Source organism: Paenibacillus sp. JT22N12, assembly GCF_056269365.1.
Genome location: NZ_JBWDNU010000025.1, coordinates 1 through 24,080, shown reverse-complemented (window position 1 = coordinate 24,080; position 24,080 = coordinate 1). Strand labels below are relative to the sequence as shown.

At 49.9% G+C, this 24,080-nt stretch carries 21 protein-coding genes; 3 read left to right on the top strand and 18 right to left on the bottom strand.

Annotation, left to right across the window (positions count from 1 at the left end; translation table 11 throughout):
* Positions 1–47 precede the first annotated feature (47 nt).
* Positions 48–1,148, bottom strand: coding sequence for a sialidase family protein (locus tag AC0YOA_RS36990; RefSeq protein WP_475790762.1), 1,101 nt, complete (start codon positions 1,146–1,148; stop codon positions 48–50).
* Complete coding sequence (locus tag AC0YOA_RS36985; RefSeq protein WP_475790761.1) at positions 1,145–1,690, bottom strand: DUF4364 family protein; 546 nt, start codon at positions 1,688–1,690, stop codon at positions 1,145–1,147. The genes AC0YOA_RS36990 and AC0YOA_RS36985 overlap by 4 nt, the downstream gene beginning before the upstream one ends.
* 293 nt (positions 1,691–1,983) lie before the next feature.
* Between AC0YOA_RS36985 and AC0YOA_RS36980 the strand changes: the two genes are divergently transcribed.
* Positions 1,984–2,943, top strand: coding sequence for a D-2-hydroxyacid dehydrogenase (locus tag AC0YOA_RS36980; RefSeq protein WP_475790760.1), 960 nt, complete (start codon positions 1,984–1,986; stop codon positions 2,941–2,943).
* Between the two features lie 91 nt (positions 2,944–3,034).
* Here the strand turns inward: AC0YOA_RS36980 and AC0YOA_RS36975 are convergent, their stop codons facing one another.
* The 11 genes from AC0YOA_RS36975 to AC0YOA_RS36925 form a co-directional block, all read right to left on the bottom strand.
* On the bottom strand, positions 3,035–5,362 hold the full coding sequence (locus AC0YOA_RS36975; protein WP_475790759.1) for a glycoside hydrolase family 9 protein: 2,328 nt from the start codon (positions 5,360–5,362) through the stop codon (positions 3,035–3,037).
* A gap of 179 nt (positions 5,363–5,541) precedes the next feature.
* Positions 5,542–6,480, bottom strand: coding sequence for a 3-hydroxyacyl-CoA dehydrogenase family protein (locus AC0YOA_RS36970; RefSeq protein WP_475790758.1), 939 nt, complete (start codon positions 6,478–6,480; stop codon positions 5,542–5,544).
* A 371-nt stretch (positions 6,481–6,851) separates the two neighbouring features.
* Positions 6,852–8,231, bottom strand: coding sequence for an aminotransferase family protein (locus AC0YOA_RS36965; RefSeq protein ID WP_475790757.1), 1,380 nt, complete (start codon positions 8,229–8,231; stop codon positions 6,852–6,854).
* Between the two features lie 63 nt (positions 8,232–8,294).
* On the bottom strand, positions 8,295–9,356 hold the full coding sequence (locus AC0YOA_RS36960) for a tartrate dehydrogenase (protein WP_475790756.1): 1,062 nt from the start codon (positions 9,354–9,356) through the stop codon (positions 8,295–8,297).
* Between the two features lie 45 nt (positions 9,357–9,401).
* Positions 9,402–10,526, bottom strand: a complete 1,125-nt coding sequence (gene ald, locus AC0YOA_RS36955; RefSeq protein ID WP_475790755.1) for an alanine dehydrogenase — start codon at positions 10,524–10,526, stop codon at positions 9,402–9,404.
* A 13-nt stretch (positions 10,527–10,539) separates the two neighbouring features.
* A complete protein-coding gene (locus AC0YOA_RS36950; RefSeq protein WP_475790754.1) occupies positions 10,540–11,985 on the bottom strand; it encodes an aldehyde dehydrogenase family protein in 1,446 nt (481 codons plus the stop codon).
* 174 nt (positions 11,986–12,159) lie between these two features.
* Entirely contained in the window at positions 12,160–13,785 is a 1,626-nt protein-coding gene (locus AC0YOA_RS36945; protein ID WP_475790753.1) for a type 2 periplasmic-binding domain-containing protein, read from the bottom strand.
* Positions 13,786–13,837: 52 nt separating this feature from the next.
* Positions 13,838–14,722 (bottom strand): carbohydrate ABC transporter permease, encoded by an 885-nt coding sequence (locus AC0YOA_RS36940; RefSeq protein ID WP_475772751.1) that lies wholly within the window; start codon positions 14,720–14,722, stop codon positions 13,838–13,840.
* 18 nt (positions 14,723–14,740) lie between these two features.
* Positions 14,741–15,688 (bottom strand): ABC transporter permease, encoded by a 948-nt coding sequence (locus tag AC0YOA_RS36935; RefSeq protein ID WP_475790752.1) that lies wholly within the window; start codon positions 15,686–15,688, stop codon positions 14,741–14,743.
* A 22-nt stretch (positions 15,689–15,710) separates the two neighbouring features.
* Positions 15,711–16,667 carry a BadF/BadG/BcrA/BcrD ATPase family protein gene (locus AC0YOA_RS36930; RefSeq protein ID WP_475790751.1) on the bottom strand — a complete coding sequence of 319 codons (957 nt, stop codon included), beginning with the start codon at positions 16,665–16,667 and terminating at the stop codon, positions 15,711–15,713.
* 9 nt (positions 16,668–16,676) lie between these two features.
* Positions 16,677–17,777 carry an SIS domain-containing protein gene (locus tag AC0YOA_RS36925; protein WP_475790750.1) on the bottom strand — a complete coding sequence of 367 codons (1,101 nt, stop codon included), beginning with the start codon at positions 17,775–17,777 and terminating at the stop codon, positions 16,677–16,679.
* Between the two features lie 410 nt (positions 17,778–18,187).
* Between AC0YOA_RS36925 and AC0YOA_RS36920 the strand changes: the two genes are divergently transcribed.
* On the top strand, positions 18,188–18,877 hold the full coding sequence (locus tag AC0YOA_RS36920; protein ID WP_475790749.1) for a response regulator: 690 nt from the start codon (positions 18,188–18,190) through the stop codon (positions 18,875–18,877).
* Positions 18,878–19,059: 182 nt separating this feature from the next.
* On the opposite strand, the gene AC0YOA_RS36915 is transcribed toward AC0YOA_RS36920, so the two are convergent.
* The 5 genes from AC0YOA_RS36915 to AC0YOA_RS36895 form a co-directional block, all read right to left on the bottom strand.
* Entirely contained in the window at positions 19,060–19,938 is an 879-nt protein-coding gene (locus AC0YOA_RS36915; protein ID WP_475790748.1) for a hypothetical protein, read from the bottom strand.
* Between the two features lie 589 nt (positions 19,939–20,527).
* On the bottom strand, positions 20,528–21,166 hold the full coding sequence (locus tag AC0YOA_RS36910) for an HD domain-containing protein (RefSeq protein ID WP_475790747.1): 639 nt from the start codon (positions 21,164–21,166) through the stop codon (positions 20,528–20,530).
* Positions 21,167–21,244: 78 nt separating this feature from the next.
* Complete coding sequence (gene sigJ, locus AC0YOA_RS36905; RefSeq protein ID WP_475790746.1) at positions 21,245–22,159, bottom strand: RNA polymerase sigma factor SigJ; 915 nt, start codon at positions 22,157–22,159, stop codon at positions 21,245–21,247.
* Positions 22,160–22,375: 216 nt separating this feature from the next.
* Positions 22,376–22,861, bottom strand: coding sequence for a DinB family protein (locus tag AC0YOA_RS36900; protein WP_475790745.1), 486 nt, complete (start codon positions 22,859–22,861; stop codon positions 22,376–22,378).
* A 123-nt stretch (positions 22,862–22,984) separates the two neighbouring features.
* On the bottom strand, positions 22,985–23,530 hold the full coding sequence (locus AC0YOA_RS36895; protein ID WP_475790744.1) for a GrpB family protein: 546 nt from the start codon (positions 23,528–23,530) through the stop codon (positions 22,985–22,987).
* 250 nt (positions 23,531–23,780) lie between these two features.
* Between AC0YOA_RS36895 and AC0YOA_RS36890 the strand changes: the two genes are divergently transcribed.
* A partial coding sequence (locus tag AC0YOA_RS36890; protein WP_475790743.1) for a PadR family transcriptional regulator occupies positions 23,781–24,080 on the top strand: 300 nt, incomplete at its 3' end.

Genomic DNA, 24,080 nt, shown 5'->3' with positions numbered 1-24,080 from the left:
CAAGACGGTTTTTGAAGGCGTTTTTTGATCGAATTCAGGGTTGGCGACTACATCGAGTCCAATGGGATTTTAGCGATGACGGCGCTTCTTACGTCATCATGCTCCTGCATGGTACAGGCGATATACAGGAATCCTTCCTGCTCGCAGGCGCAGGGATAAAACCAAATCCCCCCCCGGCCATCGAATTCCGCAGCCCCGCCTTCGAATAACTTATAGACTTTTGTGTATTCCACCTCTCCCGGTTCGGTGAGAGCCATGCAGAGCAGACCGCGTTTAAAGTAGCCCTGATCGTTGTTGTAAATCATGTAGCGCCTGCCATCGGACAGGATGCCTGCGAACATTTTGCAGTTTCCGACCGGCATGGTAATTTTGGCCGGCTTTGACCAGCTCTCACCGTAATCCCCGCTCGTAAAGACAAAAGACGCTCCGCTTGTGGGATCGCCATGCTTGCCCTCGTCATTTCGGACATAAGCGGTGACTGCGCTTCCTTGCACGACCAAAGTAATTTCGGGGCACCTGATCTTCACGGCGCCTGGAGCGAGCGGATCATACAAGAAAGAGCATCGCCACGGCTTCGCGATATCCGAGCCCTGGCTGATGAGCACTGCCGGAAAAGCGGGAGTTTCCCCCTTCAGCGGCATCCAGACGCCGGCAATGTAATCGCCCGTATCCATCAGGATTGGGGGAGAATTGCTAAGGAACCCCCCGGATATGACGGAGACTCTTCGCCAATCGTAAAGAGAAGACTGCGGAGCCTCGAACAGGTCAAGAGAAATCGACAGATTCTTGCCGCCCATCTCGGTGATCAGAGAAAACAGTTTGTCTTCGTGCACAAAGAAGCTCGCCGGCACAAAGTGCTCCTCGGCGCTGCCGATCTCGCCCACCACGTTGAATACCTCCGACCAGCTTTCCCCTCCGTCCTCGGAATAGCGCCCCCGGATCAGGGAAGAACCGCAGATTTCCGCGTCGGTGGAGTTATACCAGCCTAAATACAATCTGCCGCCGTGCGAGGTGATCGTGCAATCGTGAAGAAAGGGCAACAGATCGCGCCGTCCATCGTGCGCGAGTATCCTTGTCATGCCGCTGGGATAAGGCATTTCGGATGGTTGGGGGTATGGGAGCTCCTCCTTCCAGACGGGTAGTTTCATGCCTTCCCCTCCTCCGGCCGACTTGTCCAAAAGCCCGGATCCGGCTCATCCCCGGCGATGGCCTGCCATACGGCGTCAAATGCGCGCCCAGAGTTGCTCATCCATCCGGAACATATTTTTTTCGCGGTGTCGATATCCCTGACGATAATATTAATTTTGAGGACAATCCTTGAGCCCTCGCGGATGGAAAGGAATACGGGAACAACCCCGGTGGACGACTCGGTGTACTGGGCAATATAGTCTTTCTCCTGCTCAAAGACACGCTTGTACTCCGCGCTTTTCGCGGCTACGTCCGCTTTTATCCGCGCAAGCGCCGCGTCGCCGCTCACCAATGTCCGGCCGGCGTCCGTGATTTCGTAGACGACGCCACGCAAATTCACGGCCTGGCAAACAAGTCCCTGCTCCTTGAGAGAGGTAAGCGGCAGCTTGAGATCGGTTTCCGCGACAAGGCTTGTTTCAAATAAAAAACGTGAAAGCTCTCCCACACTCAGCTGATCCAGCTGCGCCAATGCGCACAGGACATACGATTCTTGGCTCGACATGACGATCCATCCTTTCTTTGTTGACAACGGTTGGGGCGCACGCATAGCGTTCCTCCCCTATGATAGTAATTATAGGCATAATGGCCTTGCCGCAATTATAGGCATGCACGCCAGGGCAGTCGAGGATGAATAAATTCACTCCCATCGCAAAAAACCGATTTGGTAGGAAATTTTATCATTCTTTATTATCTGAAAATTTTTAGTTAAAGTGTAAAAAATGAGATATGCCCTTTTCCGGAATTGCCGGACAAAGGCTCGCTCTCCATTATCAACAGCATGGGAGGAATGTGCGGATGAAAAAGACCCTGCTTGTCATGATGACCTTTTTACCTGAATTTCGCGCTAAACTGGAGGCGCAAGCGCCCGGGCTCGATATTGTTTACTGCGAGAAGCAGCCTCCTTCGGAAGAAGCGCTCAAACGAGCCTCCTATATCTGGGGGAACCCCAACGAAGAGCAGCTTTCCCTATGTGAGAGATTGGAATGGCTGCAGCTCCAGACAGCCGGGCATGACCAGTATGTGCAGCCGGGCGTGTTGCCGAAGGGCGCTTTGCTGTGCAACTGCTCCGGCGCTTACGGGCTTGCCATCTCCGAATTTCTGCTTGCCGATACGCTCGTCCTCATGCGCAAGCTTCACCTGTACCGCGATCTCCAGCATGAGCGCAGTTGGAGTCATCTGGGACGCATCGGGATCGTAGCGCGCTCTTCCGTGCTGGTCGTCGGCATCGGCGATATCGGCGCCCGCTATGCTCAAAAAATGCACGCGCTGGGCGCGAGGGTTTTCGGCATTCGCCGGCAAGTCGACAAAAAACCTGATTATCTGGAAGCTCTGTATCGTATGAATCAGATTGACGACATCCTGCCGCAATGCGACATTGTAGCTCTGTGTCTGCCGAATCACCCGGACACGGAGGGCTTATTCAGCCGCGAGCGCATCGCGAAGATGAAGCAAGGGGCTTTCCTGCTCAATGTGGGACGGGGTTCAGCCGTCGACACCGAGGCGCTCTGCGACGCGTTGGAAAGCGGCGCGCTGGCGGGAGCCGGCCTCGACGTGGTGGAGCCGGAGCCTCTTCCTAAAAGCCATCGCCTATGGAATATCAAAACGGCGATGATTACTCCCCATTGCGCCGGCGGTGACGAATTCGGTGAAATCTATCCTTCCATCATCGAGGTCTGGTTTGAAAACCTGCGCCATCTGCAGGCGGGTGAACCCCTGCTTAACCGTGTTGACACTGAAACGGGATATCGCATGTAATTGCAAGCCGACCCTTGCCGCCCGGAAGCACGCGCTGGAAGTCGAATAGATCTCGTGTGCCGGATTTGACGCTTATGGCGGAAATGAAGAATCAGATGCCCTTGTAAACCTCTGCAATACTCCACATCACGCGCGCAGTGCTACACACCCATACCTCCTTATAGGTGCAGTTGTTTTGCATGGGCATGTATGGCTCGTCTTCGTTTTCGAAAGTCTCGAAGCCGACAGGCACTGCGCCCACAGGTTGGCCTGCAAAGCCGCCGTAGAGCAGAGGATAATCATAGCCTTCTCCATACATAGTGCTCATGGCGAAGGGGTTAAAGCCCAGAACATATTCCAATTGCCTGGCCGCTATGTCATAAAGCTCGCGGTCGCCAAGGAACCTTGCCAGGGTGAAAACGTTTTTGGCCTTGCTCAGTAAGGTCGCATGAAAGCCACGGAACTGGTAGGACACCGGAAATCTGCGCAGATACGTGTTTTCGTTCAGCTTGATCCCGTTTTTCACCTGCGCATTATATTCTTCGAGCGTCGGACCGCCAATGTCTTTTGACCCCTCGTGCGACATCTTGGAATAATCAGTGTTGCCGACTTCGTATACGCCTGCCGGCAATATGCCGTAGGGCTCCATTACGTGTGCGGTTTCCTTGATGTAGTCGGTGTAAGCATCCACGCACTGCCTCCACAGCCCCGCATCCGGGTGATCCGGCGCGTCGACGAGCAGCAGTGTGAAGCCCTTCATGAAGAAATGCTCATAACTGCGGTGGTAAAAGCTGATGGGCCTTGTTTTATCACGATCTTCGTAGAAGTAGCCGTGCAGCGGAAGGGAAAAGTCCGTCCTGCGCTCCAGCTGCTGGCATTGGGCCAGCTGCCGTGCACGGTTCGCCGCCGCGTCAAGAAAGCGTGTCTCGCCAGTCACGCGGTAGAGCATGGCAGCAGCGGAAGTGGCCACTGCGATACGCTCAGACATCAAACTGTTATCGTTCGAAGCTGCAATCGTATCTTCGGCAAAGAAAAAGTCTTCACTGGCGCACTTGACACACCAGTCGTAGAAATTCCTGTCCCATTTGTAAAACGGTGCGCCGTAGGCACAGGTATAGGCGGCGGTGTAGTTATGAATGGCAGTATTCTTCGCCTCCCCCGTCATGTCGTCCTTATCGCCGCGGTAATTCTTGGTCCAGATGCCCTTAGTGAGGCTGGTATGACGGTAGCCGTCGCCAAAACGGGTGCGCATCGCCCAGTTCAGTCCCCAGCGGGCTTCCTCCAGTACGCGTTCGGAAAGCTCCGGCTGCGTTTCACGGGTGGCGTCGCCGAGGTCCAGCATGGCGACAATTACATCTGCGGTTTTATCAATAGCCTGCGATAAATCTGCTGCATCGTGCCAGCCGCCATGTACAGGTATAGTGCGCCCGTCGGGGTGTTTGCAGAAGGTATCGAGGTGGCATTCGATGTGAAGCTCCGGTACTTCGAAGCCGCAGCGCTCGGTGAAGAAGAAGCTAAGGCTCTTCCAGGCGGCGGCGAGAAATGCGTCCGGGCCGATGGGAAAGGCTTTGGAAGTGAAATCCCCTGCAGTAATAGTATAGAAGCCGGGTGTTTTAAAACCGGAGAAATCCACAAGGCCAAAGCCGTTTTCGCAAGTCGTTACTTTGCCGGTATACACGGTTTTACCCTTGTCATCGGCCAATGAAAAGGTTTCAGCATCGGAGCCCTGTAACAGCGCCTGTTTGCGCGCATCACTCAGGTAGCCGCTGTGACAGTATGCTATGGTACCTGATGGAAGGTCCCAGCCGCGGCTCTTTTCGGGCTCTACCGTTTCAATCCGCAAATCGTCAATATAAAGGGACATGCTGTCCGAGGCATTCATGGGTGATCCGGGCAGGAAAGTGTATACCGAGATGCCGGTGACATTGTCGCGGTAGATATCGGGGAGCTCCCAGATAATCTGTGTCCACTGGCCGGGCGTCATGTCAGCGTGATGCATGCCCTCAAAACGGCCGGGCACGGGCATGATGTGCTCACCCTCATTGTGCAGTGCCACCAGGACAAATTGGTTGGAAAAACCGGGAGAGTCCACATAGACCCACAGTGAGATGCGGTTGTACTCATAGAGGTTTTCGTGCTGCAGCGGAAATAATATGCCGGGTTCGTCATATCTGCGGTTGTTTGGTCTTTTGACGGCGGTTGAAGTGGGTGTATCCAACCGGACGCTTCCCTTGCCGGATATGGTGTTTGTAAAATCCCTGTGTATGGTGCCTGGGCCTTTTTGGATCAGGGTATCAAAATTTTCGCACAGTTGAAGCTCACGGGACTTCAAAATGGGCTTCTTGCGCCAGCGTTCATAAGCGGAATCCGATTCGTCCACTTTCATGGACCTGCGGATATACCGGCTCTCCTTGAGCTGATCGAGTAGGGGTTGATACATTGTAAAACCACCTTCCTTTTTTTAAAAATCCGGTCGCACATTTCAAAAGGGCGATCGATCGGGCCGTTCGTGAGAAAAACGGCCCATTGATTCGGCGAAATCGGATCATAGCGGTATTGTTGCACAACAACGACGTTAATCGGGTTTCAGTGGTTAGAATGATTCATTCGAAATTCAGGCTATTCCAGCCCCATATCGCGCTTCAAATACCGAATGAGCTCCTGCTCCCGGGCCTTGGTCATTTGCGCGGAAAATGCTTCGTCCCACCCGTAAAAGCCGGCGCCGGTTTTTAGCCCGTATTTGCCGCTGTCAACCAGCGCGCGCATAGCGTCGAGCGATTGATCGGCCTTGCTCAAATCGGCGAACAAATAGCCCGAAATGGCGTCAAACACTTCAAGACCGCCCATGTCGGCCGTCATGAACGGACCGGTTATGGGGAGCCGGCGCCCGAGGCTGTACGTCACGGCGGCGTCAATATCCTCCTTGCTGGCGATGCCCTGCTCCAAAATATACTGCGCCTCCCGGAACAGCGCATACTGAAGCCGGTTACCAACCGATCCGAGCACATCCTTTTTCACGAGAATCGGTTTTTTGTCCATAGCCCGCAGCAGCTGCATCGCCCGATCCGCCGTCTTGTCGTCGGTTTTCTCCCCGCGTACGACCTCGACGAGAGGCAGCAAATGCGCAGGATTCCAAAAGTGTGTGACGACCATCCGCTCCGGCCGCTTCATCCGCTCGGCAATCGCCGTCGGGCTCAGCCCGGACGTATTGCTCGCCAATACAACGCTTTCATCGCACAACGCATCCAGCTGCTCGTAAAGCTGCCGCTTCAGCTCCAGCTGCTCGGGAATCGACTCGATAACGAAGCTCGCGTTCGCTACAGCGTCCGGCACCGAAACCGTTGTGCGGATGCGCCCGCGCACCGTCGCAATGTCCTCCTGCTTGATCAGACCGTTATCGGCCAGCAACGCCAGCTTGTCGCAAATTCCTTTGTCCGCGCGCTCCAGACCGGCTTCACTGTTCCCCTGCAAAACGACCGAAAAACCGGCCCATGCCGCCGTCAGCGCGATGGAATGGCCCATCAGCCCTGCGCCCAGCACGCTTAAGGTTTCTCCCAAGTCCGTTCCCCCTCCTTGTTTCTTCCAAAATACTACTGTTCAAGTACGCAAGAAGAAACGGCTGTCGCCGTCCTCTGGTGGCACAGTAAGTTTCTTCCCTCAGACCTTATAGAAATGAATAAATGTGAAACTTATAAATTCTATAAGGTTAAGAAGAAACGGCTCTGCCGTCCTCTGGCGAAAGAGTTAGTTTCTTCATCAAAAATAGAAGCAAAGTATGACGGAATTTTATACTTTCTTATATTTCAAGAAATCGCGCCAAAATGTTTTTCTCCTGGCGAACAGGACGAGCGGCTGAAAGCCAAGCCCGTCCGCTCCCCGGCGCGCATGTAATAGATTTTGCACGAATCATGCGCATGGGATTTCGGCTGTCAACCCAACAGTTCCTTCCGTGCATCCGCAATCGATGTCGCCAGGATGTCTATGAGCGACTCCACCTGATCCTTCTGAATGGTCAAAGGAGGACATAGGGCTATGATGTCCGTATTATCGATCGAGATCGCGCGCGTGATCAGACCTTTTTCCTTCGCCTTGTCGAATACGAGCTGCGCAGCCATCTTGGCTGCCGGAAACGCCCGTTTGTCCGCCTTGTCTTCGACGAGCTCAACCGAAGCGAGCAGCCCCCGGTACGTGACGTTGCCTACAATATCCGAATCCCGCTTCAACTGCTCCAGCCCGGCGCTAAGAACTTGGCCCATGGCGGCAGCATTCGCGACCAGATTTTCCCGTTCGATGATCTCCAGATTTTTAAGCGCCACTGCGCAAGCGGTCGGATGTCCGCTATAGGTATATCCATGAGGCAATACCGCGGTAGACAGCTCCGCAAGCTCCTTATGCAAGCCGTCGTTCAAAATCACGCCTCCAAGCGGAACGTACCCGCTCGTAATCCCTTTCGCGAACGTCATCAGGTCGGCAACCACACCCTCGTGTTCCATGCCGAACCATTTCCCGGTTCGTCCGAAGCCGGTAATGACCTCGTCGGCGATCATCAGAATGCCGTACTTGTCGCAAAGACGGCGGATTTCTTTCATGTATCCGGGAGGCGGAACGATGACTCCGCCTGCTCCCTGAATCGGTTCGACAATAACCGCCGCCACTGTGTCAGGACCTTCCCGGAGAATCGCCTCCTCCATACTTTGCACCGCACAGGCGGCGCCGCCTTCGGCGCAAGATTCGCACTTGTCGCAGCGATAGCTGTATGGAGCGCCCGCTTGCACGAATCCATCGGCGAGCGGTCCGCCCATCTGGCGGAATACCGGGATGCCGGTGGCGCTCGTCGCGCCCATCGTCACGCCATGGTAGGCGCGATAGCGGGCGATGATTTTATAGCGGTTCGTCTCGCCCTTCAATTTGAAATAATGGCGAATCAATTTAAATACAGTATCGTTCGATTCCGAGCCGCCCGATGTGAAATGGCAGACGTTCAAATCGGCGGGTGCGAGAGACGCTATTTTCTCGGCCAGCAGGATGGCTGGCTCATGGGAAAACCGGTTGAAGGAGTGGCTGTAGGCCAACTTGCTCATTTGCTCCATAGCCGCTTGCGCCAGTTCCTGCCTCCCGTGGCCCACATTGACGTTCCATAGGGAGGATAACCCGTCGAGATACTGTTTTCCTTCGGTATCGTACACATAAATGCCTTCGCCCCGCTGCATGATGACAGACGGTCCCTGTTCGTAATGATCCTTAATCGGGCTGGTCGGATGCAAAATATGCTTACGATCCAGTTCCATCAATCGTTGATTATCAGCCATCTTTCTTCTCCTCACGCCGAATTTATAATGAAAAGGGTACAATTCAACCCATTGCTGCTCTCTTTAATTCAAACGACGAAGCCTTTCCCGGATCGCTTCCCCGACCTCTTGCGTCGATGCCGTTCCGCCGACATCCGCCGTACGGATCCCGCTTTCCATGACATCTTCGATGACCTGAAGAAGCGCGGTTCCGAGTTCCTCTTCGCCAAAATAATCGAGCATCATCTTCGCCGTCCAAATCTGGCCGACGGGATTTGCGATGCCTTTGCCGTATATATCAGGAGCGGAACCGTGTACCGGCTCGAACATGGATGGATATTTGCCGTCCAAATTGATATTGATGGAAGGGGCGATTCCGATGCTTCCCATAATGGCTCCCCCAAGATCGGTCAAAATATCGCCGAACAAGTTGCTGGCCACCACCACATCGAACAGCTGCGGACGGCTGACAAAAAACGCGGCAAGCGCATCGATATGATACGAGCTGGTTTTCACTTCGGGATAGTCGGTCTGCACTTCCTTGAAAATCTGATCCCAGAACGGCATCGTATGATAAATCCCGTTCGACTTGGTTGCACTCGTCACATGTCCTCTTCTTTTCTGCGCCAACTCGAAGGCATAACGCATCGCCGCTTCGGACCCTTTGCGCGTAAATACAGCGTTCTGGATCGCGACTTCATCCTCGCCTTGATGAATTCTCCCGCCAATCTCGCTGTATTCTCCTTCGCTGTTCTCCCGAACGACAACCAGGTCGAAGTTTTTGGGGTTCACCAGCGGCGATGCGACGCCTTTTAATTGCTTGGCCGGGCGGAGATTGATCGTCTGGCGGAAGCCTTTGCGGATTTTGAGCAGCAATCCCCAGAGCGAGATGTGATCCGGCACGAGATGTGGATCGCCGACTGCGCCGAGAAAAACGCCATTAAAGCCCGCAAGTGTGTCCAACCCGTCATCCGGCATCATTTTGCCCGTCTCGCAGTAGAATTCGCAGTTCCACGGAAACTCGACAAAATCGAAACGAAGACCGCCGTGAATCTGTGCGATGCAGCGCAGCACTTCGAGCGCTTCCGGCATCACTTCCTTGCCGATGCCGTCGCCCGGCAGGACGGCGATTTCTAAAACGTTCACGTTGTTAACCCTCCACTCCCGCTCCCTATTTCCCTGGGATCCGGTTTATTTGGTGTTTACCAGCAGTATCTTCTCGTAAGGAACGTAAGGGAAGCCGAGATCTCTTGCGACCGGAGCGCAGGTGACCTGTCCTTCCGTTACATTCAAGCCTTTGGCCAAGGCAGGATTCCCGTTCACCGCGCTTGCCAATCCCTTGTCCGCGATTTCCAGGACATAAGGCATCGTAACGTTGGTAAGTCCGATGGTGGAAGTCCGCGACACCGCACCCGGCATGTTGGCGACCGCGTAATGAACAACGCCGTGCTTGATATAAGTAGGATTGTCATGCGTCGTCACGCTGTCGACCGTTTCAAAAATACCTCCCTGGTCTACGGCGACGTCGACGATGACGGAGCCGGGTTTCATCGTCTTAACCATTTCTTCCGAGACGAGTCTGGGCGCTTTCGCACCGGGAATGAGTACCGCTCCGATGACCAGATCCGACTCCTTCACGCATTCCGCGATGTTCGCCGGATTCGAGATCACCGTGTTCACGGATTTTCCGAACAGATCATCCAACGCGCGAAGCCGATCAGGATTGGAATCGATAATTGTGACGTCTCCGCCGAGCCCGATCGCGATTTTGGCCGCATTCGTTCCGACGACGCCGCCGCCGACAATTGTCACCTTGCCGCGTTTGACTCCCGGGATGCCGGACAATAAAATTCCGATTCCTCCGTGCGGTTTTTCCAAAAATTGCGCGCCGATCTGCACCGACATTCTGCCGGCCACTTCGCTCATCGGGGTAAGCAGCGGCAACCTCCCGCCTGTCTCCACCGTTTCATACGCAACAGCGGTTACGCCGCTATCCACGAGAGCTTGGGCAAGCTTGCGCTCGGCTGCCAAATGCAAATAAGTGAACAGAATCAGCCCTTCTCGAAAATACATGTACTCGGGCGGCAGCGGCTCCTTGACCTTGAGAATCATCTCCGCCTGCGACCAAACATCGGACGCCGCCGCGATCTGCGCTCCGGCCTTCGAATAATCCTCATCCGCAAAACCGCTGCCCGCTCCGGCGCCCGACTCGACGAATACCTGATGACCTCGTCCGACCAGGCTCAACACTCCGGATGGCGTAATGGCGACACGATTCTCATTATTTTTGATTTCTTTTGGAATCCCGATAATCATGGTGAATCCCCTCTCATTGACGGGCGTGCGTTATATTATGGTTAATCACGATCAACTTCATTTCCGTCAATTCCTCAACGGCATATTTGACTCCCTCGCGGCCCATGCCGCTGTCTTTCACGCCGCCGTAGGGCATTTGGTCCACCCGAAAAGAAGGTGTATCGTTGAGCATCACACCTCCGACATGCAGTTTTTTTGCCGCGCTGAAAGCATTATGCATGTTCGAGGTATAAATGCCGGCTTGCAGTCCGAAGCGCGAGTCGTTGACGTAATTCACGGCCTCCTCAACGGATTTCACCTTATTGATTAGCACGACAGGCGCAAAAGCTTCCTGGCAGGAAACTTTCGTCTTCGGATCGACTCCGAGCAAAACCGTAGGCAGAACAATATTGCGTTCAGCGGTTCCCCCTGTGGCGATCACCGCACCGTTCTGTTTGGCTTCCTCAATCCAGCTCAACGTTCGCTCGACGTCTTTCCGGCTGATCAAGGCGGAAAGATCGGTCCTTTCGTCCAGTGGGTCTCCGATGGTCAGCTTGTGTGTCGTCTCTACGAACTTGTTGACAAACGTGTCGTAAATCGCTTCATGAACGTAAATCCGCTGTAGCGAAATGCACACCTGCCCCTGGAAACTGAACGAGCTAGTGACGCAACGGGCAATAATTTCGTCGATGTCAACGTCCCGATCGACGATCAACGCCGAATTCGAGCCGAGTTCCAAGGTCGCCCGCTTTAACCCCGCTCTGCTGCGAATTTCCATTCCGACTTCCGGACTTCCCGTAAACGTCACGGCTTTGATACGCGGGTCCGTCACGATCTTGTCGCCAACTGTCCTTCCACTCCCCGTCACAACATTTAATGCTCCGGCGGGAAGACCGGCTTCAGCAAACAATTCCGCCACGAAAAACGAACTTAGCGGGGTTTGCGAAGCAGGTTTCAAAACGACCGAATTGCCGGCTGCAATCGCAGGCCCGACCTTATGGGCGACAAGATTCATCGGAAAGTTGAATGGCGTAATGGCACCGACGGCTCCAAGCGGCTCTCTGACGGTGTAGGCTGTCCGGTTCTCCCCGCCAGGCGCGGCGTCAACCGCGATTTGCTCACCGTGAATGCGCCTTGCTTCCTCCGAGGAAAACTTATAGGTCATGATCGTACGCTGCACTTCCGCGCGGGCCATGGCAAGCGGCTTGGCGGCTTCCGCGGCAATCAGCCGGGCTGCCTCCTCGGCTCGCTCGGTCAGGAGCGATGTAACTTTACCCAAAATTTCGGCTCTCTGATGGCTCGACATCGCAGCCATGGCCTTAGCGGCACGATCGGCAGCGGCGATAGCAGATTCGGTCTCCTGTATCGTAGCTTGAGGAATTTCAGCGATCGTCTCCTCTGAGTAGGGCGATTTCAGAGTCTCGTAGTTTTGAGCTTCAACCCACCTGCCATCAATGAATAACTTCTTTCTTCCGCTCACTCCACATCGTCCCTTCGGGGTAGTTGGCCGTTCCACCATTCATAGCAGCAATTTTCATGTCAATATTACCCCCAGTTGCAGATTTATTATCCTGCAGCCGGGGGCTTCCTGTTTATTGTCTGTTTTACCGGATCAATCAAATGGGAAGGTGTTTTTGACTTTTCTGTTTACATCCTATTTTTTCTTCATCGCGGTAAGCTCGTCCAGAACAGGCTGAATCAGTGGCATCTTTGCTTTGACCCAAGCTTTCCAGTTGGCCTCTACATCAGGTCCCTTCAGAACAATTCCCGCTAATTCTGCATTGAGGTCCATGACAGCGCGGGTACGCGCGGGTGAATTATAAAAGTATACGTCCGGGTCGAGTTTCGCAAAAATCTCGGGATTATTGAAATCAATGACCTTGGCTTTCTCAATATACTGATTGAGGCCTTTATCGCGCCAAATCTGCGGCAATGTCGGATTAACCAACTGATAATCGTCGCGCAGACGGACCAGGTTGGGCCATAAGTCCTGGATACTCTTGTATTTGTCGGAAATTTGGATGTCCCCGTTCAAGTTAGTAATCGTGCCGTCGGGCTTTGTTTCCCAATCAGTGCCTTCAATACCCATGTTAATGAGTTTCTGCCCTTCCTCGGAAGCGGACTCGTCGAGAATGTCGAGTATCCGTTCAAACTTGGCATCATCCAGTTTCGGGTTGAATATAAGACTACCGGCGAAGTTGGGGGCTTCACTGCCCCGATAAGTGCCCTTGTCATCCGTAATAAACGCAAAGTTCAATGCCTCGTCAGGATCAACGTCTAAATTCGTGCTCATAAAGCTGGCCTGCCGGGTGCCCACGGAGCCCATACCCGAGGAGGCATTCATCGCAGCAACGCCGGCGGTACTCAGTTGCGCTTCCGTTTCCCTTCCGCCTGGCAGATTGTAGAATTCAGGATGCAACAGCCCCTCGTCATAGGCCTGCCGCCACAGCTTCAATCCTACCAGGATATCCGGATCGGCGAGTCCCCAATGAAACACTCCGTCAGCGTCCTGATAGAACTGAGAGACATCCCGGTAGTGTGTAGCGTTGGGGTGTATGAAGAGATGAGGAAGGTCCGATGTGGGAAAGATAATAGGAATCAGCGCCTTGCCTACTTTGCCGGGATCCTGTTGCTTGACCTTCCGCGCGATATCCATGAGTTCAGTAATGCTGTAAGAATCCTTTACTTCGGCGCCAACGGCACGGAACCAATCTGCGCGGTACCACATTCCCGAGTTGTCGATCAGCGTGTCAAGCGGATAGTTGTCACCCATGATAGGCTTAAACAGAATATTGTCACTGCCCACTTGATCCGAAACGTATTTGGCAATTCCTGTCGCATCTTGGGACGCAGCGAGGTTCGGCCACTTCTCACGCCAGCCTTCAGGCAATTCCTTAAGCAGTCCCTGCTTTACATAGGATACATACTCTGAATGATTATAGTTCCAGCTCCCGATATCGGCCATATCGCCGGAATTGATCCAGATGCGGAATGTTTCACTGTTGTTATTGGATGCTACCGGCCTGATTTCCCAGTCAAAGTTGAACTTATCCTTCCAAATTTTTGCAAAATCATCGTCGTTTACGTCAAGGTTATTACTGCCGACGGCATACGAAATTGTCATATGCTCGGCATACTTATTTTGTTCTTGCCCCGTGGCTCCCGACGGCGCCGGTGCGGATGCGGCCGGGGATGTGGTCTCATTTGACGAACATGCTGAAACAACACCGGCCAGCATGACCGTCACAAGCAGAGACGTGAGTGTTTTTGTTTTTTTCATAAAAAATTATCCTCCCTTTTTTTTTTATATATTACAATTCGGCGCAATATTGTTATTTTACCGCGCCGACCATAATACCCTTCACAAAGTATTTTTGCAGGAACGGGAAGAACAGCATAACCGGAAGCATGGTACATATGATAGCGGCCGTTTTTACTCCCATAGCGAAATTTGACGCCAGCTCGATCGTGTTCCCGCCGGTTTTCACCATGTCCATTTGCGCATCGATTACAATGCTTCGCAGCACCAGTTGCAGCGGTTGAAGCTCCCCTCTTTGCAAAAAAAGCATAGGGTGAAACCATTCATTCCAGCGGTCCACTGTGTAGAACAAGGTTATTGTGGCAAGTACGGGCGCGGACAGCGGCAGAACAATATTGGCAAGAATCCGCCATTCCCCCGCTCCGTCTATCCTCGCTGATTCCATAAGCGAATCAGGCAGGGCTTTGAAAAAATTGTGCATGAGAATCATGTAAAAGGTACTCACTGTGTTTGCCAGAACAACAGCCCATAAATTATTGGGCACCAGGTGCAGATCCTTCATTAGCATATACAAAGGGATGATTCCGCCGTCAAAAATCATAGCGATCAACACAAAGTAGAAGATGAATTTGCGCCCGGGAAAATTTTTGCGGCTCATCCCGTAAGCAAAACTTGTGGTAAGAAATAAACTGAGCGGCAACGACATTGCCAGGAGCTTAAATGTAGTAAAATAACCGCTCGCGATACGCCCGTCCTCAAATATCCGTTTATACGATTCCAGCGTCGGTTCCATTGGGAAGAGAAGCAACGGGGTTTTAATGTATTCGGCCTCTGATGTAAAGGAAATGACGATGACGCTGAAAAACGGAAACAAAACTATTAATCCCCATATAATCAAAATAGCAGGAATAAGATAATCGCCTATCGTCTTTCTTTTCAAGCTTTTAGTTGATTTCATATGACCCTCGCCTCCTCTCTAGCCCATTAAGCCATCTTTACCCATCAGTTTTGCGATGCGGTCAGCCGCCAATAATAATGCCATATTAATTACGGAACGGAAAAGGCTTACCGCCGTTGAGTAAGAAAAATCCGGCGCGCTTTGGAATGAGATTTTATAAATATACATATCCAAAGTTTCAGCTACGTCGCGTACCGCGTCATTGCTCAGATTGAAAATCTGATCAAATCCCGTGGACATCAGACCGCCCATGGTGAGGATAAACATAACAATGATCGTGGGCATAATACCGGGCACCGTAATGTGGAACATTCTTTGAAACCGGTTTACCCCATCAATAGCCGCGGCCTCGTATTGCTCTGCATCAATGCCAGATATGGCCGCCAGGTAGATGATTGCCCCCCAGCCTGAACTCTTCCAGATCTCAGTAATGTACAGCAAAGGGACAAAAATGGATTCATTTCCTAAAAAATTAAAAGATTTAAGGCCAAACGCCTTAATAATGCCGTTAACAAACCCGTCGTAAGACAAAATAGTAATCAGAACGCTTGATAGTACCACCCATGATAAAAAATGCGGAAACGTGAGTATCGTTTGCAAACTTTTTTTCATCCTTAGGAAAATCACTTCATTTAAAAGAAAGGCAATCACAATTGCCATCGGGAACTGAAAGACCATTCTTCCCAAGTTGATTTCCAAGGTACGAACTACCGAATGTATAAACGCCTGATCCACAAATATATATTTGAAGTTCTCCATGCCAACCCACGGGCTGCCCCATATTCCGCCGCTCACCTGATAGCTTTTAAAAGCTAAGGTAAGTCCACCCATGGGTCCGTAAACAAAAATGATGTACCAGATAAGACCCGGAGCCAATAAGGTGTAAACCATCCTGTATTTCCAAATCAATCTCAAAAGGTTTCTGAATTTTTGCGTTTGCGTTCTTTCCGTAAATGAGGCGCTCAATACTCTGGCCTCCTCCTATTGGTTATTTTTCCTCTAGCTCAGTAATAAACGGTATTCCGCCGCCTAGATAATCCAAAGCCATCTGCGCCGCGATGTCCGCGCCGTCAACCTGCGGGCATACCAGGCTGGAATTAGGGTATTCCTGCAAAAAGAGCCGCCTGTACTCATCCGCAAAGATCGCTGAGTCATGAAATACGCTACCCCACATTCCACACACAAAAGCGGATTCTTTTTCAAATTCCAGCTTCTGAACCACCTCCCGCGACACATTGACGAGTTCCCTGGCACCTTTGCGCAAAATATCCACGGCAGCCTCGTCGCCATCGATTGCCGCGCTATATACCAGAGAGGCCATTTCAGGCTTAATCAGATTGCGTCGGAGGCTGTTTGCGCACTTAATCAGTTTGTTAGAGTCAAATCCGTGGAAGTGTTCGATCATATTCATAACCAATTTTGTTGTGGGAACGCTTTCATCCACCCACCTTGACATATGCTTAAGGGCCATAACGGCAAGCCACTGAGCGGAGCCTTCGTTGCCCATAATGGTGAGAGGATACCCTCCTGAGCGCGTTATTTTTCCCGTTTCATTCCGACCGACCACAATAGAACCCGCGCTTGAAATTGCCACGACGCCGACGCCTCCCGTCGCCCCGTATAGCGCTACCTTTCCGTCGTTCATACAGAAGATGGGACAAGGAAAGCCCAGTGCTGCGTAAAAGCTCTCTACGACTAAAAGGTCTCCGGACGAATCAATGCCCACCGCGCCGACGACAACGCATTTGCAGTCTTCTATTTTAGCGCCGAAATCATTCAAAAGAGCTTCGGTCACCTCGGATACTAAGCGTTCGGCTTTTTTCTCTCCTACTATTTTGCGGTTGATCGCGCCTCTCGATTTTTCTGCCAGCGTCCTCCCTTCCAAATCCATCGCTTTAATTACATATTTTGTCATTCCGTCATCTACACCGATTACGTATTTCATACAGAACCATCACTTCCCCGAATCCGATGTCTTAGTGTCCATATCAGAAGTTATTGAACGTATGGCAGGGTGGCGGACTATCCCCAGTTCCTGGGTCAGTAGAGACGATATAAGCTGTCCAAAATAAATATCCACGAACGGCGACATGAATTTACTGTCTCCCGCGTTCAACCGAAGTATATGATCTCCCTGCATGGAACCGGTTCGATCAATAATGTAACTGTTTTTGCTGGCTTTGCGAGTGATGTCCGCCATTTTTTTCATCCGGACGCTGTCTTTGTCTCCAGAATTGAAGAGGAATAAGGCAGTTTCCTCATTTATACAAATAGGCGGGCCATGCAAGAATTCCTCAAACTCATATCCCGCGCTGGGTAAGCAAAGGGTTTCCAACACTTTCAGCGCGTCTTCCTCGCCCACGGCCGCCGCCGGTCCCTTACCCACAAACAGGAAATGCCGAGCTGTTTTCAGATCGTCTAGATGAGCGCGGTAAAAGTCCTCGCACGCCTCCAAGTTTTGCTCGCCATATCCTATCGTTTCTTCCAGCAGTCCGATTTCTTTGCCATACCCCGCCTCGCTTAAATTCCCGCATAACAGCGCAGCTTCGAGCGTGGCAAGGTATAGGCAAAGCACCGTTCCTGTAACACCTCTGGTTTTGGGGCCCACAGTCTCGTCGCCCACCGAGATGTCTACAGAAAAATCTGCTATGCGCGCAACGGGATTGTCAACGCCCGCTGTAAACGATACGGTCTGGACTCGGCCTCGCAGCTCTTCCAGCAAAGCCACGGTGTTAGACGACTTGCCGCCCTGAGATACCGCCAGAACAAGCGGGCGCGAACCTCGGATGACCGGCGGATTGCTGGGCGGCGCGCAGGTTATTTCCACCCCCAGGATAGTTTCCATATATTCACTTGCCGCTTTGCAGGCATTCAGGCTGGAACCGCTTCCAATCAGGTAAATCCGATCCGGTTTCTGTTCGTTATAAAAATGTGCGAAACCCCCAACTATTTCCTTTCTTCCAGAAAGCAGTCTCTCCATATATGAAGGCTGGCTGCGATAATATCTGTACATCTCCCGCAACATATCATGATACTGCTGCATTGCCTGTTCCATAAGAATCGTCCTTTCGATTGGTTGAATTTCATGATTTCATCTTAATTTTCAACCGACTTTATTGTAAAGGATGAAAAAACTTGCGATCATACCCTTATCTCCAAGAACTATTAAGTTTTTCACAGGTTAAGTTTTTCACTAGCTTTAATGTTAATAGACTGATAATATTGAGCATGTTTTGTGCATTTGGCCTAATTAAAGCATTATTAATTGGAATTTTATGCTAACTTCTACTTGTCAAGTATGAATTTTCATTAGACTTTCTGGATCTATATTAATAGAATAGAATTTATTTTGGAGCCATCCCGCCTTCAAATCGTTCATCTTTCCTGTAAACGCTTCCAGATTCGTTTACTCTCTTTATCTAGCACAACCTGCTGCCTACACAACTTCGTCAGGAAGGTGATCTCATGAAGACGACTGTTAACCCTATAAAAGTTCTAATTGTGGACGGCTCGGAACAAACGCGGAATAAGCTAACACGCATTATGGCTAACAATCCGGCTATTGTTTTGGTTGGTTGTGTTGGTAACGGGTATGAAGCGGTGGCTTTCGCCGCCAATAACGCCCCTGACGTTGCGGTAATGGATATTGAAATAGAGTCCAGACTCGCGGGGCTTTACGCGATGCGCGAGATAATCAAGCTGCGGCCAAATACCAAAGTTATCATCTATACAGTCCAGAATTCCGACTATTACATCTCCAACGCGTTTCTATTCGGCGCGTCCGACTACCTTATAAAAGGCGTCTCTGAACCCGACTTACCCGACACCATAATACGGGCTGCGCAAAACCGCTCTATCATACATCCGGAAGCCGCGGAGTATTTGAGGAAGGAATATATCCAGTTGAAAAACGCCCAAGAGAACCTTTCATATACTATTCAGGTAATTCTGAAACTCACCCCGTCAGAAATGGATATACTGCACTTGTTGCGATCCGGCATGAAGTATAAGGAAATAGCTGAAGTCCGTTTTACTGAAATGACGACATTGAAGACCCATATTTCAAACCTTTTAAGGAAATTTGACAAAAAGAGTGTTGTAGAGCTGCTGGATACCATTGAGCATACAGGGTTCTTTTTGCTGATAGACAAATAGAAGCAGGGCAGATTACGAGCGATTACAAGCAAAATTAAACGGCCTCAGTCCCATGGAATTCAGGACCAAGGCCGCTTAAGCGTTCTTTATTTTTTGTACTGTCTACTTGACGGGGTACAGTTCAGAATCCCAGTAACAAGAGAGGTGGACCAATGAAAACCGAAAAAAGGGCAATAGTTCTTTCATATGTTGTCAAAAATCCAGGTGCGCTGCCATGTATTGCTTTGACCCGGCGCAAGCTCCAGCTTGTGAAAGGTTTCTACGCTTACTATATGATCTGCGCACCACATCGTCATGCCGCAGATATCAATCTCGTCCTTTACGTCTACACGGGCGCCGGAGGCTTCATTTATCATCGTCCATTCAAATATTTTGGGGTTGCCTATTTGTATCTCTTCCAGCGTCACCTTTGCAGAGGCAGGTGAAGGTGAATATTGCGCAAAGGTAAATCCATGTCCATCACCTTTTATATGCCCGTTTAGCACGTCTTTCCCCATATCTTTGATCGAATCCATTCGTATTTTGTAATCCGGCCCAAGGGCCATTGAGTTTATTGAAAGGAAATTATGGCAATATTCGCGGATGCTTATCGGCTTTTCTCCCTCGTTCTTAACCGTGATTTGCATGATGAGCATGTTATCCTTAACCCATATATCTTTCTTTTGGCTTATTGCATAACCAATACAAAGTCGCGGTTCCGTTATGAATCTGGCGCTGCCCTTACTTTCCTCAACACGAATGCGGTACTGCTCGGCTTCGTATCTTTCCCAGAACTTATACGGTGCGTTTTCGAACTTCTTCAAAAGACCGACGCCGAATTTGGGAAAAGGCTCACCTATCCTTGCCTCTGCGCCGACATCGAATAAATATTCGCTGCAAAGCCCGCGTCCACCGGAAGACGGATGGGAGAGATTATTAGGCTCCGTGGCGCAGAAACGATGCACTTCATCAAGCACGATTTCGGTTATAAATCCCGCCCGGTCGAAACGCGTAGTTATATTTGGAGCTTCATTCGGGTGTGCAATCTCAACACGCAAACGATCTGATTTTATTTCAAACATCACTTCTGCTCCTTTTTGTTCTTACTTTTGTGATAAAACCTTCTTTACATAAGATAGTAGAATACAGGGTTACCATGAAATCGGACTCTCCATCCGAGTCAAAATGGGGTTGTGGTGACCATCCATATCAACACGGAATGCCATTTTCGCATCCAGAACACCAGCTTTTGATGACATCTGGTTCGGACATATAAAGGAATTCTGTTCTCTTGCCCATATTCTTTTCTCCTTTCGAGCCTTAAAGAAATATTAATTGCGAAGTGTACATAACAAAATGTACAGTAATTTGAAAAAAATAACACGACATAACCCATAATGTCGAGGATGATTATTTTCGCTGTGTTTAGGATTCGTGAATAAGAATCATTTTATATATGCTTGACGCTTGCAGGTTCACTTTATTGTAATAAGATATTTTCCGGTACATATTTGAGGAGGCTTTTGAAGTGCATTACAACACCGTAAGACTCCGAAAATAAGTATTAGACTGACTCAAAAAACGAAACAGCAGCAGCCATGGACGAGAAATAAAGTCCTGGACTGCTGCTGTTTTATTGAACAAAAAAAGGCAATCGATCATTCAAGTCAATTACTCATCCCATGGGGAATGAAGGACATGATGGCAAAAGTTGGGACGCTCAAATCCCGGAAGAAGCAGTTCGCACACGTCGGCGTTAATCGTTCCGTAGGTGGTTTCCGGTTTGTGTTTGAAGCCTTCCAAGAATGCATGTAAGATGTCGTGTTTGAACTGGTTGCGAGGAAAAGCCTCGACGACTTGCTGCCGCGCTTCTGCTGAGATGAAATCGAAGTTCTTCCCGACCACATCATAACCGACGCCAAAATTCATAAGCGCCGCTTCGGTTTCTTTATATTCGACGATTCCGATGGATGTATGCAGGGCAACAGCATCCCATACAAGCCGGATGGAATCTTCCGGGATACCGCGACTTTTAAGAAAATCGCGGGCAGCATTAGCCCCATCGACCTCAAAGCGTTTGTCCGTGCTTCGGAATGCGGGAGTAAGGCCGATATCGTGGAAAAGCGAACTGATATAAAGCAATTCAGAATCGTATTTCATTTGATTAAGGTTACCCTTCATAGCCGAAAACAGAAATACCCGGTTCGAGTGGTTCCACAGAAGGTCGTCGGCATGCTCACGCAATAAATCAGCCGCTTCAACGGCTAGTTTACTATCAGGAATCTTTATATCAGCGATTAAATTCGTCATCAATAACTTCCTCCTTAAACTTGTTTTTAGTTTGTACATCAAAGAAGACAACTGAAGGAACATATCTGTGACAATGATCTATAAAAAATTCAGGATTGCCCTTTCGAGCGAACGGGCAGCGCTTTGAAGTTTGTCCGGATTCATCATGACATATACACGAGAAATGGCCGAACCGTCAGGATTTAAAGCGACGGAGTAAACGGCGAACGGTTTACCATCAAACATCACCATAAAACTGTCATGGCCGTTGACCACTACCTTCTTGATAGTCCCATCCCGGAGATAGTTAGAAATGGAATAGGTCAGCAAAGCCTGGACGCGATTCCGGCCAATAATCGGGTTAATGGCAGCCCTTACTTTGCCGCCGCCGTCTGTCAGCAAGATGGCGTCTTCACTAAGTAATTCAACAATGGCGGCGATATCTCCAGCGCGAAAAGCTGCGCTGAACGATGCACTAAGTGCCTGGAATTCAGGTTTTAATGGCGAAATCGGCACCCCGGCGTCGTTTTTCTTAGTGTCCAGCTTGCGTTTTCCGCGACTGAACAACTGCCGGCAATTAACCTCAGATTTACCGATCCATTCTCCAATTTCCTCGAAATCAAAGCCGAGTGTTTCCCTCAGTACAAAGACGGCCCTTTCCATCGGCGTCAGTCGCTGCATCACGACCAGATATGCGTAGGCGATATCATCTTTAAGCTCAAACGCCTCCTCGGGATTGCCTTCTATCGCAGTTACGATCGGCTCAGGCAGCCATGGGCCGATATAGGTGGTCTTTGCCTTGCGCGATGATTTGAGCTCGTTCAGGCAGCGATTAGTGACAAGTTTACAAAGATACGCTTTTATATTAATGAGTTCAGAACTATTCTGTTGTTGTAATGCTACAAACACGTCCTGAACGATATCTTCGGCGTCCTGAGACAATCCGAGCATCCTGTAGGCGATAGAGAAAAGCAACGGGCGGTATTGGTCATAAAGGGCATGGTAATCATACATTTCGTCCAGTTCCAATCATTCGGGATTTAAAAGCTTTTTGTTAGAAGCGAATAGTATCGCTCACGACTGAGAATACACGATTCACATATAGAATTCCCCAATGTTACCGTGATTATTTCAGAATCAAAACACAGCCGAACATGCCGACCAGCTGCCATATCATAATCACAATACCCGCTATTGGAACAATTCTCTCCGTTAGTTCAAAAGAATATATCAATGTTCATTATCGAATAACCTTCTGCCAATCAAGTTTGCAGTAACCGGCTTCTTTCCGATTTCCCGTGACCATACAGACAATTGACCGATATGGTGGATCTCGTGGGCGATCACGTGCCGCATCACTTCCCCGTATTTATGGGCTTCCCGTTCCCCTTCATCCGTGATATCAATCATAATGCGGTCTTCCAGGCTGTCATTCCAACCATAGACAAATGGAGCGAGTTCCAAGTGGCAACGGGCGGAAAAATCTTTTATTTGCTGCAAGCTGGCCACTTCCTCAAACGGAGGGATTTCAATCGCTTTTTCTTGTATTCCACCACATATCCAGCCATACTCGACTGCCACAATGTGATATAGCGTGGGAAGGATGTATCCTATGCCGCCGGTCCGTTTTTTCATCAACTCTTCCTCGCTCACCGTATCGCACCAGTCAAACCAATCTTTGCGAACTTGCCAGTTATACTCGAATAATTTCAACATAAGCAGCCTCCTGTAATCATAAATTTTGTTACTCCTACCATTCGCGAAATAATTGTAATATCCCTCCTGTTACTTCAACAAACGAATAGTTCCATGAGAGCTCAGAATATAAATAAGCTAACCTTACATATCTGATATACCTGGTTTCCAGCCTACTTCTTGCGACCAAATATGAGCTTTCTGTATAATATCCCAAACGATCTGTCCTTTTCCTTCAACATATTTTGGGCGTTCATTCTTAAAAAGCTCCATTAATCGATGCTTTTCCTGAGCGTACCTTACACAATCTGCAGGGTGTACGCGTAAATAATCTCTAAAGAGTAAAGTGATTTGTTCTGAAAAACTACCCGCTTGCCTTACATGAATATGAGTTCTACGAGCGCCTGGCAGTTCCCGAAAATACCTCTTGGTTTTGTCTGGGTTTTCTCCCCGCAATACGAATCCTACTTTTTCAATCTTGGTCTTATAGTTTAAAACGTCATCGCAATTTAAAACAGATATTTGGATATCAATGATTGGTTTTGCATCCAAACCCATAACCGAAGTGGAACCGACATGATCAATACGAATTGCCAAATTTCCCAATGAAGTTCTTAATTTTGCAGCGATATCATTGAACAGCCTTTTCCATTCTGGATCATGTTTAGCTATAATCCATTGCTCATCCATTGTAATCTCCTTTCATTATTAGTCGTTAAAGAAGCTTAACTCAATTTTACCATTATCCGGTCAATCTTGGCGCAGCTTACTACATTCATACCGATGCATAAACCGATGTATAAGCCGGATTAGTCATCGGTATATTTATGTTCTTTACGGGCTGCCCTGTAGCTTACTTTTCAACCCAAGTACTTAATTTAAAATATTACCTTGACAGTCAAAGTAGTATGTCGTATTATACAGGTATGGAGGTGATCGCATGAGCGAGAACAAAATCACATCCGACCTGCTGCGCGGGCATACCGATACGATGATTTTACGGCTCTTATCCGAAGCGGACCGCTACGGGTACGAGATTGTCAAATTGATTGCCGAGCGCTCAGGCGGCGAGTATGAATTAAAGGAAGCCACGATGTACTCCAGCGTCAAACGACTTGAGATAGACGGTGATATCGAGTGGTATTGGGGCGATGAATCCCAGGGTGGACGGCGTAAATATTTCAGGATTACCGACAAGGGCAAGGGTGCTTACAATCGCAACAAAAGCAACTGGGAATAC

Coding starts and splice junctions, on each gene's coding strand:
- AC0YOA_RS36990 (WP_475790762.1), bottom strand. CDS start 1,148: ATGAAACTACCCGTCTGGAAGGAGGAGCTCCCATACCCCCAACCATCC.
- AC0YOA_RS36985 (WP_475790761.1), bottom strand. CDS start 1,690: ATGTCGAGCCAAGAATCGTATGTCCTGTGCGCATTGGCGCAGCTGGAT.
- AC0YOA_RS36980 (WP_475790760.1), top strand. CDS start 1,984: ATGAAAAAGACCCTGCTTGTCATGATGACCTTTTTACCTGAATTTCGC.
- AC0YOA_RS36975 (WP_475790759.1), bottom strand. CDS start 5,362: ATGTATCAACCCCTACTCGATCAGCTCAAGGAGAGCCGGTATATCCGC.
- AC0YOA_RS36965 (WP_475790757.1), bottom strand. CDS start 8,231: ATGGCTGATAATCAACGATTGATGGAACTGGATCGTAAGCATATTTTG.
- ald (WP_475790755.1), bottom strand. CDS start 10,526: ATGATTATCGGGATTCCAAAAGAAATCAAAAATAATGAGAATCGTGTC.
- AC0YOA_RS36945 (WP_475790753.1), bottom strand. CDS start 13,785: ATGAAAAAAACAAAAACACTCACGTCTCTGCTTGTGACGGTCATGCTG.
- AC0YOA_RS36940 (WP_475772751.1), bottom strand. CDS start 14,722: ATGAAATCAACTAAAAGCTTGAAAAGAAAGACGATAGGCGATTATCTT.
- AC0YOA_RS36930 (WP_475790751.1), bottom strand. CDS start 16,667: ATGAAATACGTAATCGGTGTAGATGACGGAATGACAAAATATGTAATT.
- AC0YOA_RS36925 (WP_475790750.1), bottom strand. CDS start 17,777: ATGGAACAGGCAATGCAGCAGTATCATGATATGTTGCGGGAGATGTAC.
- AC0YOA_RS36920 (WP_475790749.1), top strand. CDS start 18,188: ATGAAGACGACTGTTAACCCTATAAAAGTTCTAATTGTGGACGGCTCG.
- AC0YOA_RS36915 (WP_475790748.1), bottom strand. CDS start 19,938: ATGTTTGAAATAAAATCAGATCGTTTGCGTGTTGAGATTGCACACCCG.
- AC0YOA_RS36910 (WP_475790747.1), bottom strand. CDS start 21,166: ATGACGAATTTAATCGCTGATATAAAGATTCCTGATAGTAAACTAGCC.
- sigJ (WP_475790746.1), bottom strand. CDS start 22,159: ATGTATGATTACCATGCCCTTTATGACCAATACCGCCCGTTGCTTTTC.
- AC0YOA_RS36900 (WP_475790745.1), bottom strand. CDS start 22,861: ATGTTGAAATTATTCGAGTATAACTGGCAAGTTCGCAAAGATTGGTTT.
- AC0YOA_RS36895 (WP_475790744.1), bottom strand. CDS start 23,530: ATGGATGAGCAATGGATTATAGCTAAACATGATCCAGAATGGAAAAGG.